Origin of the sequence: Xanthobacter versatilis (assembly GCF_043193975.1) — a bacterium.
GTDB classification, from domain to species: Bacteria; Pseudomonadota; Alphaproteobacteria; order Rhizobiales; family Xanthobacteraceae; genus Xanthobacter; species Xanthobacter autotrophicus_E.
In genome coordinates this window covers 49,621-68,299 of sequence record NZ_JBAFVB010000002.1, presented here as the reverse complement: position 1 = coordinate 68,299, position 18,679 = coordinate 49,621, and the positions used below count along the sequence as shown (strand labels likewise).

16 protein-coding genes are annotated in these 18,679 nt (G+C 67.7%); 10 read left to right on the top strand and 6 right to left on the bottom strand.

Annotation, left to right across the window (positions count from 1 at the left end; all coding sequences use genetic code 11):
* Positions 1–37 precede the first annotated feature (37 nt).
* Positions 38–895, top strand: a complete 858-nt coding sequence (panC, locus tag V5F66_RS04005) for a pantoate--beta-alanine ligase (protein ID WP_012116513.1) — start codon at positions 38–40, stop codon at positions 893–895.
* 28 nt (positions 896–923) lie between these two features.
* Here the strand turns inward: panC and V5F66_RS04000 are convergent, their stop codons facing one another.
* From V5F66_RS04000 to metC, 3 genes are all read right to left on the bottom strand, one after another.
* Positions 924–1,130, bottom strand: coding sequence for a hypothetical protein (locus V5F66_RS04000; RefSeq protein ID WP_012116514.1), 207 nt, complete (start codon positions 1,128–1,130; stop codon positions 924–926).
* 62 nt (positions 1,131–1,192) lie between these two features.
* Entirely contained in the window at positions 1,193–2,122 is a 930-nt protein-coding gene (locus tag V5F66_RS03995; RefSeq protein WP_393999814.1) for a bestrophin family protein, read from the bottom strand.
* A gap of 79 nt (positions 2,123–2,201) precedes the next feature.
* Positions 2,202–3,398: a cystathionine beta-lyase gene (gene metC / locus V5F66_RS03990; RefSeq protein ID WP_394050812.1), complete on the bottom strand. Its 1,197-nt coding sequence runs from the start codon at positions 3,396–3,398 to the stop codon at positions 2,202–2,204.
* A gap of 180 nt (positions 3,399–3,578) precedes the next feature.
* Here metC and V5F66_RS03985 point away from each other — a divergent pair, with 180 nt between their 5' ends.
* From V5F66_RS03985 to V5F66_RS03945, 9 genes are all read left to right on the top strand, one after another.
* Positions 3,579–4,589 (top strand): amino acid ABC transporter substrate-binding protein, encoded by a 1,011-nt coding sequence (locus tag V5F66_RS03985; protein WP_012116517.1) that lies wholly within the window; start codon positions 3,579–3,581, stop codon positions 4,587–4,589.
* Between the two features lie 104 nt (positions 4,590–4,693).
* On the top strand, positions 4,694–5,989 hold the full coding sequence (locus tag V5F66_RS03980; RefSeq protein WP_012116518.1) for an amino acid ABC transporter permease: 1,296 nt from the start codon (positions 4,694–4,696) through the stop codon (positions 5,987–5,989).
* 1 nt (position 5,990) lies between these two features.
* Positions 5,991–7,412, top strand: a complete 1,422-nt coding sequence (locus V5F66_RS03975; protein WP_394093308.1) for an amino acid ABC transporter permease — start codon at positions 5,991–5,993, stop codon at positions 7,410–7,412.
* 15 nt (positions 7,413–7,427) lie between these two features.
* Positions 7,428–8,204 carry an amino acid ABC transporter ATP-binding protein gene (locus tag V5F66_RS03970; protein WP_012116520.1) on the top strand — a complete coding sequence of 259 codons (777 nt, stop codon included), beginning with the start codon at positions 7,428–7,430 and terminating at the stop codon, positions 8,202–8,204.
* Positions 8,205–8,764: 560 nt separating this feature from the next.
* Entirely contained in the window at positions 8,765–8,989 is a 225-nt protein-coding gene (locus V5F66_RS03965) for a hemin uptake protein HemP (protein WP_012116521.1), read from the top strand.
* A gap of 190 nt (positions 8,990–9,179) precedes the next feature.
* Positions 9,180–10,913 (top strand): ArnT family glycosyltransferase, encoded by a 1,734-nt coding sequence (locus V5F66_RS03960; protein WP_394093307.1) that lies wholly within the window; start codon positions 9,180–9,182, stop codon positions 10,911–10,913.
* Entirely contained in the window at positions 10,910–11,839 is a 930-nt protein-coding gene (locus V5F66_RS03955) for a phosphatase PAP2 family protein (protein WP_394093306.1), read from the top strand. The genes V5F66_RS03960 and V5F66_RS03955 overlap by 4 nt, the downstream gene beginning before the upstream one ends.
* A complete protein-coding gene (locus V5F66_RS03950; protein WP_012116524.1) occupies positions 11,836–12,582 on the top strand; it encodes a glycosyltransferase in 747 nt (248 codons plus the stop codon). Before V5F66_RS03955 ends, V5F66_RS03950 begins: the two co-directional genes overlap by 4 nt.
* On the top strand, positions 12,582–12,911 hold the full coding sequence (locus tag V5F66_RS03945) for a lipid-A-disaccharide synthase N-terminal domain-containing protein (protein ID WP_012116525.1): 330 nt from the start codon (positions 12,582–12,584) through the stop codon (positions 12,909–12,911). The genes V5F66_RS03950 and V5F66_RS03945 overlap by 1 nt, the downstream gene beginning before the upstream one ends.
* A gap of 19 nt (positions 12,912–12,930) precedes the next feature.
* Here V5F66_RS03945 and V5F66_RS03940 read toward each other — a convergent pair whose 3' ends face one another.
* The 3 genes from V5F66_RS03940 to V5F66_RS03930 form a co-directional block, all read right to left on the bottom strand.
* Entirely contained in the window at positions 12,931–16,059 is a 3,129-nt protein-coding gene (locus V5F66_RS03940; protein ID WP_012116526.1) for an efflux RND transporter permease subunit, read from the bottom strand.
* Between the two features lie 6 nt (positions 16,060–16,065).
* Positions 16,066–17,178 carry an efflux RND transporter periplasmic adaptor subunit gene (locus V5F66_RS03935; protein WP_394093305.1) on the bottom strand — a complete coding sequence of 371 codons (1,113 nt, stop codon included), beginning with the start codon at positions 17,176–17,178 and terminating at the stop codon, positions 16,066–16,068.
* A 293-nt stretch (positions 17,179–17,471) separates the two neighbouring features.
* Positions 17,472–18,668, bottom strand: coding sequence for an aminotransferase (locus tag V5F66_RS03930; protein WP_394093304.1), 1,197 nt, complete (start codon positions 18,666–18,668; stop codon positions 17,472–17,474).
* Positions 18,669–18,679 lie beyond the last annotated feature (11 nt).

The window sequence follows — 18,679 nt, the reverse complement described above, 5'->3', positions numbered from 1 at the left end:
CGCGTGTTCCGGCGGGCGGCAGGAGAGGCTTGAGACCATGGCGACATTGCCGAAGGTGGTGGGGCGCGTTCGCGACCTCAGGGCGCGAGTGGCGGAATTCCGCGCGGAAGGCGCGCGGGTGGCGCTGGTGCCCACCATGGGCGCGCTGCACGCCGGCCATGTGGCGCTGGCGGAAAAGGCACGCGAGCTGGCCCAGCGTACCGTGGTGTCCATCTTCGTGAACCCCACCCAGTTCGCCCCGCACGAGGACTTCTCGCAATATCCCCGCTCGCTGGAGGCCGACCTCTACAAGCTGGCGGACGTGGGGGTGGACCTCGTCTACGCACCGACGCCAACCGAGATGTACCCGGCCGGCTTCGTCACCCGCATTGCGGTGGGCGGCCCCTCGGAAGGGCTTGAGACGGATTTCCGCCCGCACTTCTTCGGCGGCGTCGCCACGGTGGTGGGCAAGCTGTTCATCCAGTGCGCGCCGGACTACGCCATGTTCGGCGAGAAGGACTACCAGCAGCTCAAGGTGGTGACCCGTCTGTCGCGGGACCTGGACCTCGGCGTCGAGGTGGTGGGCCTGCCCACCATCCGGGAAGAGGACGGCCTCGCCCTGTCCTCCCGCAACGCCTATCTGGACGAAGAGCAGCGCACCATCGCGCCGGTGATCTACACCGCCCTCTCCCGCGCCGCCGACGCGATCCGCGCCGGCACCGCGCCGCAGGCGGCGGTCAGCGTGGCCCGCGGCATGATCGAAGCGCTGGGCCTGAAGGTGGACTATGTGGCCGCGCGCAACGCCGACACCCTCGCGCCCCTGAAGGAAGGGCCGGAGGCCGGCCGCGAGCCCATCCGCCTCTTGGCGGCGGCGTGGCTCGGCGAGACCCGGCTCATCGACAACATCCCGGTGTGAGGCTGGCCGGCGTGAGGCGCGCGTCGCCTCACACGGCGCCCATGTAGCTCGCGGCGAAACCGATCACCACCAGCACGAGGCTCACGATCAGGACCGTCAGGATGCGTCCGGTGGAAAAGCCCTGCCGGGCACGGACCGCCGACTTCACCGCGCCGCCGTCCGCCGTGCGGGTGTCCGGCTGGTGGAATTCGCGGTTCTGCTTCCTTTCGGCGGGATCGGGCATCGCTGTCTCCATGATCGTTCTCCGTGATCGTTGCTCTCGAACAGGGATAACGCTGGGGAAGGCGCGGAAGGTCCCTACAGCAGCATGAAGTCCACGGGCTCGGGCGCCGCCGGCAGACCGCTCTCGCCCATGCCCTCACGCAGGATGATCTCGATGCCGGTGGCCAGCGCCGCGATGGGCAGATCGTTGGGCAGCGTGCCGAATGGCTCCTCCAGCTCGCTGCCCAGGGCATCGAGGCCGAAGAAGGTATAGGCCACCAGCGCCGCCGCCAGCGGCGTGCCCCAGCCCAAGACATCGGCGAACCCGAACGGCAGCAGGAAACAGAACAGATACGCCGTGCGGTGGAGCAGCAGGGTATAGCCGAAGGGCACCGGCGTGGACTTGATGCGCTCGCAGGTGGTGAGCGCCTCGGTCATGCGGCCAAGAATTCCGTCGAGCATGACGAATTCCATGTCGGAGAGATGGCCCGCGCTGCGCAGCCTGGCCAGCACGGCGCCCATTTCGCGCAGGATGCGATCGGGCAGGAACCGGTCCGGCACGCCCGGCGGCGTCTGCGACAGGCCGGCCGGAAGGACCCGCAAAAGGTCTGCCGTCGCGGCCCCCTCGCGCAGATGCACCACCAGCGCATGGGGGAATGCAATGGCGAGGTCCACCAGCCGGCGACGGCCCGCCACCGCCTCGGGCCCGCGCTGCTCCAGCAGCAGGGTCTGGCGCAGCAGGTCCCGCGCCATGGCGATGAGCTGGCCCCAGGCTTTGCGCGCTTCCCACCAGCGGTCGTAGCAGGCGTTGTTGGAAAAGCCGAGGAACACCGACAGGGCGATGCCAAGCAGCGCGAACGGCGCCCCGTCGAAGCTCGGGATGCGGCCGGGATCGGAGCGATGGGCCAGCACCACTGCGCCCGACAGCGCGAGCACCACCACCACCTGCGGGAAGATGCGCTGGAGCACCGATCCCCGCAGGATGAAGAACAGCCGGAGCAATCCCGGTCGCGGCCGCACGATCATGGCTGATGCACGTTCCGGTCGGGCGGGGCACCCTATCCGACCGGGAGAACGGTCCCTGTTGGTGGATGTACGGGCAGCGTCAGGCCGCCGCCCGCATCCTGGCGAAGGCCTGGTCGAGATCGGCCTTCAGGTCGGCCACGTCCTCGAGGCCGATGTGCAGGCGCACGCCGGGGCCTTCCACGTCCCAGACCGTCGCCGTGCGATAGTCGCGGCAATCGAACGGAATGGCGAGGCTCTCGTAGCCGCCCCACGAATAGCCCATGCCGAACAGGGCGAGGGCATCGAAGAAGGCCGCCACGGCGCGCTCCGGCACCTCCTTCAGGATCAGGCTGAACAGGCCGGTAGCGCCGGTGAAGTCGCGCTTCCAGATGGCGTGGCCGGGATCGGTGGGTAGGGCGGGATGCAGCACCCGCGACACTTCCGGCCGATCCTGAAGCCACTGCGCCACCTCCAGCCCGGCGCGCTGGTGGTGCGCCAGCCGCACCGCAAGGGTACGCAGGCCGCGCGCGCCAAGCGCCGCGTCATCCGGGCTGATGGTGATGCCCAGGGTGCCGTGGGTGGCGATCACCTTCTTCCACGCCGGCCCCACGGCGGAGATGGTGCCGAGATTCAGGTCCGCATGGCCGCCGATGTACTTCGTGCCGGCCTGGATCGAGATATCGACCCCGAAGGCATGAGGCTTGAAGAAGAGCGGCGTCGCCCAGGTGTTGTCGATGAGAGTGGTGATGCCCCGCGCCCGCGCCACCGCCGTGATGGCCGGCACGTCCTGCATCTCGAAGCTCTGGGAGCCCGGCGATTCGAGGAAGATGGCGCGGGTGTTGTCGCGGATAAGCTCCGCGATGCCTGAGCCCACCAGCGGATCATAATAGGTGGTCTCCACCCCGAGGCGCTTCAGCACCTGGTCGCAGAAGGTGCGCGTGGGACGATAGGCGGTGTCCACCATCAGCAGGTGATCGCCGGCATCGAGCACGGAGAGCAGGGAGATGGAGCAGGCCGAAAGCCCGGACGGGGTGAGGGCGATTCCATCGCCGCCCTCCAGAGCCCTCAGCGCCGTCTCGAAGCCTTCGGTGGTGGGATTGCCCCGCCGGCCGTAGCTGTAGCGGCCGCGATGGTGGATGAGATCGTCATAGGTTGCCGAAAGAACGGTCGATCCGCGCACCACCGGCGTATTGACGAAACCGTCGAAACGCTTGGGATCACGGCCGGAGTGTACGACTTTCGTCGCAGGCCTCAGACCGGTGCCGCTGCCTGTTCCATCATCGTGCCCATGCGACATGCAATTCTCCTGTGCCGATGGTCGGCCGGTGCACGGCCCTACTATTGACCCGCCCGCGCCGAGGGGCTGTGATGGGCGGGATAGACGTCTTGGGTCGCCCCGTCGAGCCTGACCCGCCGCCCTGGCGGTTCGACCGGACGGCAGGGAGGCGGAGGCGTCATCTCAGAGAAGGAACCTTCCGTGAAACGCATCCTCTTCGCAGCAGTTGGGCTTTTGTCTCTGGCCGGTGCCGTCAATGCCGCCACGCTCGACGAGGTCAAGGCGCGCGGCTCGGTCAACTGCGGCGTGTCGCAGGGCCTGCCGGGCTTCTCGAGCCCGAACGACAAGAATGAGTGGGGCGGCCTGGACGTGGACTTCTGCCGCGCCATTGCGGCGGCGATCTTCAACGATCCCGCGAAAGTGAAGTTCAGCCCGCTGTCCGCCAAGGACCGTTTCACGGCGCTGACCTCCGGCGCCATCGATGTGCTGTCGCGCAACACCACCTGGACCATGTCGCGCGACACCACGCTGGGATTCAACTTCGCCGGCGTGATCTATTATGACGGCCAGGGCTTCCTCGTGCGCAAGGCGCTGGGCCTGAAGTCGGCCAAAGAGCTGCAGGGTGCCTCGATCTGCGTGCAGACCGGCACCTCCAACGAGCTCAACGTGTCCGACTTCTTCCGCTCGAACAACATGAAGAACGGCGAGGTGATCGCGTTCGGCACCATCGACGAGACGGTGAAGGCCTATGAATCGGGCCGCTGCGACGTGTTCACCGCCGACCGCTCCCAGCTCGCCGCCGTGCGCCTCAAGCTGACCAATGCAGCCGATCACGTGATCCTGCCCGAGACCATCTCCAAGGAGCCCCTCGGCCCGCTGGTGCGCCATGGCGACGACCAGTGGTTCGACCTCGTGAAGTGGGTCTATTTCGCCCTGCTCAACGCAGAGGAACTGGGCGTGACCCAGAAGAACGTGGACGAGCAGGTCAACTCCCAGAACCCGGACGTGAAGCGCCTGCTCGGTACCGACGGCAAGTATGGCGAGGGCATCGGCCTCACCGCCGACTGGGCGGTGCGCATCATCAAGGCCACCGGCAATTACGGCGAGATCTACGACCGCAACGTCGGCCCCGCCACCCCGCTCGGCATCGAGCGCGGCCTCAACAACCTGTGGAACAAGGGCGGCATCCAGTACGGCATGCCGGTGCGCTGACCCAGCTCAGCCTGCACACTTAAGCTGACGGTGGCGGACGCCCGGGGCGGCGCCCGCCACCACCAAAGATAAAGGGCTCAAAAGCCCACACTTTCGGGGGTACCATGTCGGATGTTCGCCTTTCGGGGCCACCGGCGGCGTCGCGCCGTCGCTGGTCATGGACGGATCCCAAGCTGCGCTCCTCGGTGATCCAGATCGTCCTGGCTCTCATCATGGTGTGGCTGGTCTGGTCCTTCTATGCCAATGCGCAGGCCAACCTCTCCCGCCTCGGCATCGCCTCCGGCTTCGGCTTCCTCGACAATCGCGCCGGCTTCGCCATCAGCCAGACGCTCATCCCCTACAATGAATCCATGAGCTACGGCCGCGCCTTCGTGGTGGGCCTGCTCAACACCCTGCTGGTGGCCTTCCTCGGCGTGGTCCTCGCCACCCTCATCGGCTTCGTGATGGGCGTCGCGCGCCTCTCGAAGAACGTGGTGATCAAGGCGCTGGCCTCCGCCTACGTGGAAATCACCCGCAACCTGCCGCCCCTGTTCCAGATCATGTTCTGGTATCTGGCGGTGCTCTCTACCCTGCCCGGCCCGCGGCAGAGCTGGGGCTTCGGCCTCCAGCCCCTGTTCGGCGCCATCGGCTCCGGGCTCTCGGCCATCGGGCTGGGTTTCCTCGGTACGCCCATATCGAACTTCGCGGCGGGCCTGGCGGCGCCTTCCGTGTTCGTGAACAATCGCGGCCTCGTGCTGCCGCGTCCCGTGTTCGAGGAGGGCTCCATGGCCATCCTCTACGCCCTGATCGCGGCGGTGGTGGCGAGCTTTGTGCTCGCCCGCTGGGCCAAGAAGCGGCGCGAGGCCACGGGCAAGCCGTTCCCGGCGTTCTGGGCGGGGCTCGCCCTCCTCATCGCCCTGCCGCTCGCGGCCTCCTTTGCGGCGGGCAACCCCGTCACCATCGAAACCCCGGAGCTGCGCGGCTTCAACTTCGCCGGCGGGCTGAAGGTCATCCCCGAATTCGTCGCGCTGCTGCTGGCGCTCGCCATCTACACCGGCGGCTTCATCGCCGAGATCGTCCGCTCGGGCATTCTCGCCGTCTCCAAGGGCCAGAGCGAGGCGGCGCATTCCCTCGGCCTCAGGAACGGGCCGACGCTGCGCCTCGTCATCATCCCGCAGGCCATGCGGGTGATCGTGCCGCCGCTCACCAGCCAGTATCTCAACCTCACCAAGAACTCGTCCCTGGGCGTGGCGGTGGGCTATCCGGACCTGTTCGCCGTCTTCGCCGGCACCACGCTGAACCAGACCGGCCAAGCCATCGAAATCATCGCGGTGACCATGGCGGTCTACCTCACCATCTCGATCCTCACGTCGGCGATCATGGGCTGGTACAACAAGCGCGTCGCGCTGGTGGAGCGGTGAGATGAGCGACACCACCGTGCCCCTCTCCGCCCCCCGGGTCTCCCCCGCGCAGGCCTATGTGTCGACAACCCTGCGCGAGCAGGAGCCGGCCCCCGTCGCCACCCGCGGCCCCGTGCTGTGGGTGCGCAAGCACCTGGTCGGCTCGGTGCCGCAGGTGCTCCTGACCCTGTTCGGCATCTGGCTGGTCTATGTGACCGTCCCGCCGATGATCAAATTCTTCCTGATCGACGCGGTGTGGACCGGCACCAACCGCGAGGCCTGCCTGCCCGAGAAGGTGGGCCGCGCCGTCGGCGCCTGCTGGCCCTTCGTGTGGGCGAAGCTCGACCAGCTCATCTACGGCTTCTATCCCGCCAGCGAGCGCTGGCGCGTGAACGTGGTCTATGCGCTGGGCGTGATCCTGCTGCTGCCGCTGCTGATCCAGAAGCTGCCGGGCAAGCGCCTCAACGCGATCCTGTTCTTCGGCATCTACCCGGTGGTGGCCTTCGTGCTGCTCACCGGCGGCAATCTGGAGATGCAGCGCTTCCTGATCGGCTATTTCGGCCCCACCGACCTGTTCGCCGGTGCCGGCATCGTGCAGGGGATGCGCATCAGCTTCTGGATCGACTTCCTGCTGTCGACCGCCATCGTCACCGGCATCGCCTATCTGGTGTCGCGCATCGTCGCCGGGCCGGAGGCGGCGCCGGGAGCGGCGAAGACCACGCTTTCGGTCTTCGTCCTGCTCGGCCTCGTCATCTTCGCCATGGACATCGACGTGGGCCTGCCGCAGGTGGAAACCCGGCTGTGGGGCGGCCTGCTGGTCACCCTCGTCATCGCGGTCACCGGCATCACGGTGTCGTTGCCGTTCGGCATCCTGCTGGCACTCGGCCGGCGCTCGAAGCTGCCGCTGGTGAAGGCGCTGTCCATCATCTTCATCGAGTTCTGGCGCGGCGTGCCGCTCATCACGGTGCTGTTCTTCGCCACCTACATGCTGCCCCTGTTCCTGCCCGGGCGCCTGACCATCGACGGGTTGCTTCGGGCCCTGGTGGGCGTCGCCCTGTTCGCCTCGGCCTATATGGCGGAGGTGGTGCGCGGCGGCCTGCAGGCCATCCCCAAGGGCCAGTATGAAGGCGCCATGGCGGTGGGCCTGCCGTCCTCGCTCATGCTGCGGCTCGTGGTGCTGCCGCAGGCGCTGAAGCTGGTGATCCCCGGCATCGTCAACAACTTCATCGGCCTGTTCAAGGACACGACGCTGGTGCTGATCGTCTCGATCTTCGACCTGCTCGGCTCCATGCGCGCGGCCTTCACCGACCCCAACTGGGCCTCGCCCACCACCCTGTTCACCGGTTTCGGCTTCGCCGGCATCATCTACTTCGTCTTCTGCTTCGGCATGTCCCGGTATTCGATGGCGCTGGAAAAGCGCCTCGACCGGGCTCAGCGGCACTGATTGAAAGGGCGACCCATGAGCGCAGATCCCATCATCGCGGCCAGCGAGGCCGCCGCCCCGAAGATCGCCGTCGAGATGACCGGCGTGAACAAGTGGTACGGGGACTTCCACGTGCTGCGCGACGTGAACCTCACGGTGGAGCGCGGCGAGCGACTGGTCATCTGCGGGCCCTCGGGCTCGGGCAAGTCCACCCTCATCCGCTGCATCAACCGGCTTGAGGAGCACCAGAAGGGCCGTATCGTGGTGGACGGCATCGAGCTGACGGACGACCTCAAGCGCATCGACGAGGTGCGCCGCGAGGTGGGCATGTGCTTCCAGCACTTCAACCTGTTCCCGCACCTCACCATTCTCGAGAACTGCACGCTTGCCCCCATGTGGGTGCGCAAGATGCCGAAGAAGGAGGCCGAGGACCTGGCCATGCACTTCCTCGAGAAGGTGAAGATCCCCCACCAGGCGCACAAATATCCCGGCCAGCTTTCCGGCGGCCAGCAGCAGCGCGTGGCCATCGCCCGCGCGCTGTGCATGCGCCCGCGCATCATGCTGTTCGACGAACCCACCTCCGCCCTCGACCCGGAAATGGTGAAGGAGGTGCTGGACACCATGGTGAGCCTCGCCCAGGACGGCATGACCATGCTGTGCGTGACCCACGAGATGGGCTTCGCCCGTCAGGTGGCCAACCGGGTGATCTTCATGGACGCCGGCCAGATCATCGAGATGAACGAGCCCAACGCCTTCTTCTCCAATCCGCAGCACGAGCGCACCAAGCTGTTCCTCAGCCAGATCCTGCACTGAGGCGGGGCCGGGCAGCGGGACGCTGTTCCTGTTCACACGCTGCCGGCCTCTGTGCTTGCGGACTAGCCGATCCCCCCTCCCGCAGCCACCCCTCCGACGCGAGCGGGTGGGATGGCTGCGGCGCTCGCAACTCGGACACCACCGGTAAGGAAGCGCCGGGCGGCATGAGCGATGCCGCCGGCCTTGCCGGCCCTAGCCGGCATGCAAGGCCGGCCCGCCTTCACACCGCCCCGCAGGTGATGTCGGCCGTTGGAAGGCGTTTCGTGCGCCTCAGTTTTTTGCCCGCACATGCGGCCACCCATCGTCGATCCTGCCATCCCAAGCCCTGCGGCGACACGGCCGCCCAGCGCGCGGCGATGAGGCGCCGGCACCCGCCCTATGCGGCCTACCGCTTCGCTCAAATGGAGCTATGACAAACAAGCGTGCGAGGAGTTGATCTCAAGCCATCGATGTATTACGCCCATCATATGGAGTGGTATTCTAGTATTGAATACTTCTAAACTGCCCCAATGCTCCGATTGTGCTGAGGGGTGCACCTGCTGATCTGGAGCGATTCAAAAATGAGCAGGCATGAACACGCGAACGCCGGCGTCTTCGGCGTGACCATGGGAAATGACGGCGCCTTGCGGGGCGCGCGGGGGTCCTGCCGCACCATTCCCATGACCGATGCGCAGCTCGACAGCCGCGACCTGTTCGCTGCGGGCCGCCTCATCACCATCACCCATGGGGAACACACCTACCAGTTGCGCCTCACGGCACAGAACAAGCTGATCCTCACCAAATAGCCGCCCGGTGCAGGCGCCGGGGCAAAGACCGCGGCCATGGGAATAAGGCGCGTGCCTTTCCTTTGCCGCGTTTCGCCTGCATCAGGGCCGCCCCCGGGGAAAGGCGCGCCGCGCGCCGATTGCCCGGCCCTTTTCGGCACGGGCGTTTCTGCTATTGTCCGCGCCGATTTCAGCGGATCCAGACAGAAGCATGGCCATCTCAGAGCCCGCGTCCAACACGCGCCGGGCGTTCGACCTCGACCTGCCCCGGCGCCTCGTGCGCCTCCTGGACGGTGCCTCGGCGCGCCATGGCCGCGCCAGCCTGCTGCTCGTGGCCGTGGCGCTGCTCGCCTTCCTGCCCGGCTTCTTCCAGCTCTCCCCCATCGACCGCGACGAGGCCCGCTTCGCACAGGCCACCAAGCAGATGCTGGAGAGCGGCAATTATGTGGACATCCGCTTCCACACCCAGGCGCGCCACAAGAAGCCGGTGGGCATCTACTGGCTCCAGGCCGCGACGGTCCGGGCCGGCGAGGCGGTCATCGGCCCCTCCGCGCTTTATTCCATCTGGCTTTATCGCCTGCCGTCCCTGTTCGCTGCCATCGGCGCGGTGCTGCTCACCTATTGGACGGCGCTCGCCTTCGTCACCCGCCGGGGGGCGCTGCTCGCCGGCCTGATGATGGCCGGTTGCGTGCTACTGGGGGTGGAGGCGCGACTCGCCAAGACCGACGCGGTGCTGCTCTTCACCATCATCGCCTCCTTCGGCGCGCTGGCGCGGGCCTACATGCGCCCGGCCGCCGAGCGCGCGGGCGACCTGAAGCTTGCCGCCATCTTCTGGACGGGCCTTGCCGCCGGTATCCTGATCAAGGGGCCCATGGCGCCCCTGTTCGTGGGGCTGCCCATCCTGGCGCTGGCGATCGTGGAGCGCTCGGGCGGGTTCCTGAAGCCGCTGAAGCCGCTTATGGGCCTCGCGTGGTGCGCCCTGCTGGTGCTGCCCTGGTTCGTCGCCATCTATTTCATCACCAACGGCGCCTTCTACCAGCACGCCGTGGGCGTGGACATGCTGGGCAAGGTGGCGGAAGGGGCGGAGGGCCACTGGGGTCCGCCGGGCACCTATTTCCTTGCCGCCTGGGGCACCTTCTGGCCGTCGGTGGTGCTGGTGGCCATGGCCGCGCCCTTCGCCTGGCGTGCCCGGCGGGAGGAGAAGGTGCGCTTCCTGCTGTGCTGGCTGGTGCCCACCTGGCTGGTGTTCGAGATCGCCGTCACCAAGCTTCCCCATTATGTGCTGCCGCTCTATCCGGCCCTCGCCATCCTCACCGCGCTGGCGGTGGAGCGGGGCGCCATGGCCAAGGCGGGCAGCCGGCTCGCCGGCCTGGTGTGGATCTGGCCGGTGCTCGCCATCGTGCTGTCGCTGGGGCTCGGGGCTGCCTATCTGTGGTTCGGCAGCGGCTTCGGCCTTGCGGCGTGGCCGCTGCTTGCCCTCGCCGTCGTGCTGCTGTGGAGCGCGGCGCGGGCCTTCCCGCGGGAGGGCGTGGAGGGGGCGTTCCTCACCGCGCTGGTGGGAACGCTGGTGCTGTTCTTCGCCATCTATCAGGTGATGCTGCCGCAGATGCGGGCTCTGTGGATCTCCGAGCGCCTCGCCCAGGTGGCGCGGGAGGAAGGCTGCCCTGCGGAGAAGATCGCCTCCTTCCCCTATCAGGAGCCGAGCCTCGTCTTCCTGGTCGGCACCAAGATCAACTACATCCTGCCCGACGCGGCGGCGGTGCTGCTGAAGCAGGGCGGTTGCGCCCTCGCCTTCATCGATACCCGCTTCCACACCTGGTTCGAGACCAAGGCCACCGAGATCGGCCTGAAATATCACGCCGTCGCCACCCTTTCCGGCTTCACCTACAATGGCGGGCGGCAGGTGGCGATCACCGTCTACCGCTCCGACGAGGCCGCCCCGTGACGGCAGAGGCCGCGCCCGGCGTGCCCCCGTCCCGTCCCGGCACCGCGCCTGTCATCCTGCGGCAGGCGGGGGAAGGCGCGCGGCTGCTTCTGGTCTCCATCCGCGACGCGCTCGCCTATCTCGCGCACCGCCGGATCGGCGCCCCCCTGCCCCGGCTCGGCTTCCTGGGCCGCTGGGAAATGCTCGCCCTCGCCCTGCTCGCCGCCGGGCTGACGGCGGCGGCGCTGGTTCTCCTCGATCCACTGGCGCTCGGCCTGCGCCAGAAGCTTCCGGCCGGACTCATCACCGTGTCCGAGCGCCTCACCGATCTCGGCTTCAGCGGCGTGGTGCTGTGGCCACTCGGGCTGACGCTCGCCTATGCGCTGCTGCTGACCCATGCGGGCGACGCCGTGACCCGCCTCATGGCGGCGAGCCTTGCCGCGCGGGTTGGCTTCCTGTTCCTCGCCATTGCGCCGGTGGGGCTGGGCGTTTCCCTGTTCAAGCACATGCTCGGCCGGGTGCGGCCCCATGCGGCGCTGGCCCTGCCCGGCCCCAATCCCGAGCAGACGCTGCACCTTTTCGCCTTCAAGTCGAGCTTCGCCGCCTTCCCCTCGGGCCATGCCACCACCACGTTCGCGGCGGCTGTGGCCTTTGCCGCGCTGTTTCCCCGCGCCCGCGCGTGGCTGATCGCCCTGGCGCTGCCGGTGGCGGCGACGCGCATCGTGCTCGGCTCCCATTTCCCCAGCGACGTGATCGCCGGCGCCGCCATCGGCACCGCCTTCGCCCTGTGGATGATCCGCGCGTTCGCGGCGCGCCGGTTGGTGTTCAAGGTTGACGGCACAGGCGCCATCGCGCCCATGGCAGGTCCATCGGCACGTCGGCTCGGCCGCCTGCTGCCACGCACCGCTTTAAGCTCCGCCGTCCCAGTCGAAGAGGCGAGACCGTGACCTCCCCCATTGCCACTCCGTCCGCAGCCCCCCGGCTGTCGGTGATCATTGCCGTGAAAGATGAGGCGGATAACGTCCTGCCGCTGATCGACGAGATTGACCGCGCCCTCACCGCCGAGCCGTTCGAGCTGATCTTCGTGGACGACGGTTCCACCGACGCCACCCTTGCCAATTTGCGCAAGGCGGCGGCCACGCGTCCCTACCTGCGAATCCTGGTGCACGAAAAATCCTGCGGCAAGACCGCGGGCGTCGATACCGGCGCCCATGCGGCGCGGGGCGACATCCTGCTGCTCCTCGACGGCGACGGGCAGAACAACCCGGCCTACCTGCCCGAGATGGTGCGGGCCATGGACGAAGGCGGCCCGCGCGTCGGCCTGGTGCAGGGCGAGCGGCAGGGCCGCAAGGACACCCGCTTCAAGCGCTACCAGTCGCGCCTTGCCAACCGCATCCGCGCCGGACTGCTGAAGGACGGCTCGCGCGACACGGGATGCGGCCTGAAGGCAGTGCGGCGCGACCTGCACCTGCACCTGCCGGTGTTCGACGGCCAGCACCGCTTCATGGCGGCGCTGGTGCGGCGCGAGGGCTATGAGACCCGCACCGTGAAGGTGGTGGACCGCGAGCGCTGGTCCGGCGTCTCCAAATACGGCTTCTGGAACCGCTTCGGCGTGGGCATCCTGGACCTATTCGGGGTGTGGTGGCTGGTGCAGCGCCGGCGCGTTCCGCACGTGGTGGAGCGCGGCTGATGATCTATTACCTCAGCCAGATCGGCGATTACCTGCACGACGTCTTCATCGACCAGTTCGACTGGTGGGTGGTGCTGGGCCTCGTGGCGCAGATCATGTTCACCATGCGCTTCGTGGTGCAGTGGATCGCCAGCGAGAAGGCGCAGCGCTCGGTGATCCCCTTCGCCTTCTGGACCTTTTCGCTCGGCGGAGGCACGCTGCTGCTGATCTACGCGCTCTACCGGCGCGATCCGGTGTTCATCGCCGGGCAGGCGCTGTCCACCTTCATCTATATCCGCAACCTGCAGTTCGCCCTGCGCGAACGCCGCGCCCAGCGCGCGGTGACCTGAGGGGCGCGCGCCCGCTCTCCTACTCCGCCGCGATCCGATCCGGAACCGGCTTCGGCGCCGGCTCGGCGTGGCGGCCGGAGATGGCGTGGTGCACCACCCCGTCCAGCCGGTCGAGATAGAGATAGATCACCGGCGTGATGTAGAGCGTCAAAAGCTGTGACAGGAGCAGCCCGCCCACCACCGCCACGCCCAAGGGCTGGCGCAGCTCCGAGCCGGCGCCGGCCCCGAGCGCGATGGGCAGCACGCCGAAGATGGCGGCGAGCGTCGTCATCATGATGGGACGAAACCGCAGCAAGGCCGCCTCGCGAATGGCATCCTGCGCCATCGCCCCGGCGCGGCGGCGCTCCAGCGCCACGTCGATCATCATGATCGCGTTCTTCTTCACGATGCCCACCAGCATGATGATGCCGATGATGGCGATCACCGACAGTTCCATGCCCGCCACCATCAGCGTGATGAGCGCACCGATGCCCGCAGACGGCAGGCCCGACAGGATGGTGATGGGGTGGATGAAGCTCTCGTAGAGAATGCCCAGCACGATATAGATCACCACTACCGCCGCGAGGATCAGCAGCGGCTGGTTGGAGAGCGAATCCTGGAACACCTGGGCATTGCCGGCAAAGCCCGTGGTGATGCTGGCCGGCAGGGCGGCGTCGAGCGCGGCGGCGTCGATCTGCTCCACCGCCTGGCCCAGCGCCGTGCCGGGGGCGAGGTTGAACGAGATGGTCACCGCCGGCTGCTGCTGCTGGTGCTGGATGGAGAGCGGCCCCACCGTGCGGGTGATGTTGGCCACCGTCTCCAGCGGCACCACGGCGCCTGACGAGGTGCGCAGATAGACCCGGCCGATGTCGCCGGGCTCGCGCTGGAAGCGCGGCTGCACCTCGGCGATGATGGCGAACTGGTTGGTGGGGGTATAGAGCGTCGCGATCTGGCGGGTGCCGAACTGGGTGTAGAGCGCGTCGCGCAATTGCTGCTCGGTGATGCCGAGGGCCGCTGCCTTGTCCTTGTCGAGGACGATGGTGAGCTGCGGATTGGAGATCTGAAGATCGGAGGTCACGTCGCGCAGGCCCGGCAGGGCGGCGAGGCGCTGCTCCATGTCCTTGGCGACGGTGAACAGGGTCTGCGTGTCCGCGCTCTGCAGCGTGTATTGGAACTGGCTCTTGGAGACGACGCCGCCCACCGCGATGTTCTGCACCGGCTGGAAGAACACGTTCACACCCGGCACCTGCGCCACCCGACGGCGCAGGTTCTGGATCACCCCGTTGGCGGAGACGAGCCGCGTGTCGCGCGGTTTCAGGGCGATGAACAGGCGGCCGGTATTGGTTGTGCGGCTTGCCCCCGTGGCGCCGGCGGTGAACACCACATAGTCCACATCCGGGTCGCCGCGCACGGCTTCGGCCACCTGCTTCTGCCGCACCACCATGGCGTCGAAGGATGAGTCGGTGGCTGCCTCCACCGTGCCGGTGATGAAGCCGTTGTCTTCCTGCGGGAAGAAGCCCTTGGGGATGATGATGTAGAGGTAGACCGACAGCACCACGGTGGCGAGCGTCACCACCAGCATGAACGGGCGGTGGCGCAGCACGAAGTCGAGGCTCACCCGGTAGGCGCCGAGCCAGGCATCGAACATGCGCTCGGTGATGCGGAAGAAGGCGGACGGCTTCTTCGCGTGGTCCGGCGCCTTCATCACGCGGGCGCACAGCATGGGCGTCAGCGTCAGCGAGACGAAGCCCGAGACCAGGATGGCCACCGAGATGGTGACCGCGAATTCCCGGAACACCCGCCCCACCACCCCGCCCATGAACAGCACCGGGATGAACACCGCCACCAGCGACAATGTCATGGAGATGATGGTGAAGCCGATCTCCCGCGAGCCGCGGATGGCGGCGCGGAACGGCTTTTCGCCGTTCTCCACGTGGCGGTAGATGTTCTCCAGCACCACGATGGCGTCGTCCACCACGAAGCCCACGCAGAGCGTCAGCGCCAACAGCGTCATGTTGTTGATGGAGAAACCCAGCAGCCACATCACCGCGAAGGTGGAGACGATGGAGATGGGCAGCGCCAGCGAGGGGATGATGGTGGCGCGCACATTGCGCAGGAACAGGAAGATCACCAGCACCACGAGGACGATGGCCTCGAACAGGGTCTTCTGCACGTCGGCCACCGCATCGCGGATGGAGACCGAGCGGTCCATGAAGGTGTCGATGTTGACCGAGGCCGGCAGCTGGGCGCGGAACGAGGGCAACCGCGCACGCACCGCATCCACCACGCTCACGGTGTTGGCGTCGGGCTGGCGCACCACGGCGAGGATGATGGCGCGGGTGTCGTTGAACCAGCTCGCCACTCGCTCGTTCTCGACGCCGTCGGAGATGGTGGCGATCTCCTCCAGCCGCACCGGCGCGCCGTTGCGCCAGGCCACCACGATGCGCCGGAACTGGGTCGCATCCGCCTTCGTGGAGCCCATGTCGATGGTCTGCGACTGCTTGGGGCCGGAGATGATTCCCAGCGGGGTGTTGGAGGCGGCGGCCGAAACCGCGCCCTGGATGTCCTCCGCCGAGATGTTGCGCGCGCCGGCGGCGGCGGGATCGACGCGGATGCGCACCGCATATTTCTGGGTGCCGTAGATCTGCACCTGCGCCACGCCGGGCAGCTGGGAAATCTGCTGGCCGATGAGGGTGTCGGCATATTCGTTCACCGCCGACAGCGGCAGGGTGTCGGACGAGACCACCAGCAGCAGCACCGGCGCGTCGGCTGGATTGACCTTCCGGAAGCTGGGCGGGGTGGTCATCTCCTGCGGCAACTGGCGCTGTGCCACCGAGAGGGCCGACTGCACGTCGAGGGCGGCGGCGTCGATGTTGCGGTTCAGGTCGAACTGGACGGTGATGGAGCTGGAGCCCTGGGTACTCGACGAGGTGAGCGAGGAAATGCCGGCGATGGTGGCCAATTGGCGTTCGATGGGCGTCGCCACCGCCGTCGCCATGGTCTCGGGGCTGGCACCGGGCAGGGTCGCGGTGATGGTGATGGTGGGAAAATCCACCCGCGGCAGCGCCGCCACGGGCAGCTGGCGATAGGCGAACAGGCCCGCCACGATCAGCGACAGCATCATCAGCGTCGTCATGACGGGGCGGCGGATGCACAGTTCGGCGAACATGGCGGATCAGCTCCCGGCGGCAGGCTGCGGGGGGTTGCGCACGTTCACCCGACTGCCGTTGCGCAGGGAGAGCTGGCCGTCGGTGACCACCGTCTCGCCGCCGGAGAGCCCCCTGGTGATGACGGAGCGCCCCTCCACCGTGCGCGTGGTGGTGACCGGCCGCACCCTGGCGATGCCGTCCTCCACCACGAACACGAACGTGCCGTCCTGCCCGTTCTGCACCGCCTCGCTGGGCACGGCGACGATGTCGGCCTCCATCCGCAGCGTCACGGTGACGGCGCCGAGCGTGCCCGGCCACAGCCGCTCGTCCGCATTGGCAAAGATGGCGCGGGCGGTGAGGGTCCCGGTCTGCGGGTCCACCGTATTGTCGATCACCGCCACCCTGCCGTCGGAGATGGTCTCGCCCGAACCCTGGAGGGTGATGGAGACGTTGGCGTCCTGGGCCGCGCGCAGGTCAGCGATGTAGCGTTCCGGCAGGCCGAAGGCGACATAGATGGGCTTCAGCTGGCGCACCGTGGCGAGGATGTCGTCCACGCGGATCACCGCGCCGGGCCGGGCCGCCGCGACGCCGATGCGACCGGAAGCCGGGGAGCGGATGTCGTAATAACCGCGCTGGACCTTGAGCGACTGCAGGTTCGCCTCGTCCTGCGCCACGGTGGCTTTCTGCACGTCGGCAGTGGTCTTGGCGTCGTCCACCTGCACCTGAGAGACCGCGTTGCGCGCGGCAAGGCCGGTGTAGCGCTCCACGTCGCGCCGGGTCTTCTCCAGTTGCACCTTGTCACGGGCGAGCGTCGCCTCGGACTGGCGGATCTCGGCGTCAATGACGCGGGAATCGAGGGCGAAGAGCAGGTCGCCCTCCTTCACGAAGGCGCCGTCGGCAAAGCCGACCTTTTCCACCGCCGCCGCCACCCGGGAGCGGATGGGCACGGTGACCATGGATTCCACGGTGCCCAGCGCCTCCACCCGGACCGGAAGGGTCGTGCGCTCGGCCTTGGCGGCGAGCACGGCGACGACCCGGCTCGGCGCGCCCTGCGGCTTTGGCGCCGCGGCGCTGGCCCACGGCTTCCTGTCCCACGCCCAGGCGCCCGCGCCGAGCGCAGCAAGACACAGGACAGCCAAGAAAATCCGTCGTCTACGCGTTCCCGTCTCGGCGGACATGCAAACCTCGATCGACCCAACGCCGAAGCCGGAGGCCATCAGGGCCGCTCGACCCGATCGGCGCCCCGCCTCCCGCCTTCCTGAAACCGTCTTTCCGCTCCGATTGCGACACAATCCGAACGGACGGGGCGCCTGACCCCGGCTCCCATGCCGCAAGGCAACACTAAATCGATCTTTGGGTCCAATTAAGGATTGGTCAGGTCCGCGCCCGGCATGCCATGGCCCCATGACGCAGTCGTGATGCCGCGCCAGCTTCAGCGCAGCAGCGGCACCTTGGCCAGCCGCTCCAACGCGCGGTCGATGGTCTCGTCGCGCTTGGCGAAGCAGAAGCGCACCACGCTCTTCACCGCGTCCTGCGCATAGAAGGCCGAGACCGGGATGGTCGCGACCCCGTGGGTACGCACCAGATCGAGGCAGAAGGCCTCGTCGTCCGCGGCATTGGTGTGGGCGGCAAGGTCGATGGAAAGGAAATAGGTGCCCGCGGAGGGCAGCACCGAAAAGCCGAGGCCGGCGAGCCCCTGCGCCAGCCGGTCGCGGGAGCGCTGGAGGTCGGCCCGCATGCCGGTGAAATAATCGTCCGCCTTGCCGAGCCCATAGGCTACCGCCACCTGCAGATTGGGCGGCGTGGTAAAGGTGAGGAACTGGTGCGCCTTCGACAATACCTTCATCAGGGGCGGGGCGGCGAAGACGAGGCCCACCTTCCAGCCGGTCATGCCGAAGATCTTGCCCGCGGAGGAAATCTTCACCGTGCGCTCGCGCATGCCCGGCAGGGCCATGAGCGAGGTGAAGGCGACGCCGTCGAAGATCACGTGCTCCCACACCTCGTCGCACACCGCATAGGCGTCGAACGCCACGCAGAATTCGGCCAGCAAGGCGAGATCCGCGCGGCTGTAGACGACGCCGGTAGGGTTCTGCGGATTGTTGAACAGCACCAGCTTGGTGCGCTCGGAGAAGGCGGTCGTCAGCGCCTCCCGCGTGATGCTCCAGGACGGCGGCTCGAGCCGCACCAGCCGGGGGATGCCGCCGGCCCGCTTCACCAATGGCAGATAGGCGTCATAGAGCGGCTGGAACAGCACCACCTCGTCGCCGGGTTCGATGAGGGCGAGGAGCGCGCCGGCCAGCGCCTCGGTGGCGCCGGATGTCACCATCACCTCGGCGTCGGGATCCAGCTCCAGCTCCTGCCAATGGCGATAATGGGCGGCTGCGGCGGCGCGCAGCTCCGGCAGGCCCATCATGGGGGGATATTGGTTCCAGCCGTTCACCACCGCGTCGGCCGCCTTGCGCCGCACATCCTCCGGGCCAGGATCGTCCGGGAAGCCCTGGCCGAGATTGACCGCCTCATGGGTACGGGCGAGCTGCGACATCACCTCGAAGATGGTGGTGGGCAGCTCCGCATACAGGGGATTGAGCGAACGGGCGGGGCGGGCGGACGGGGAGGAAAGAAGGGACATGGAACGGTCAC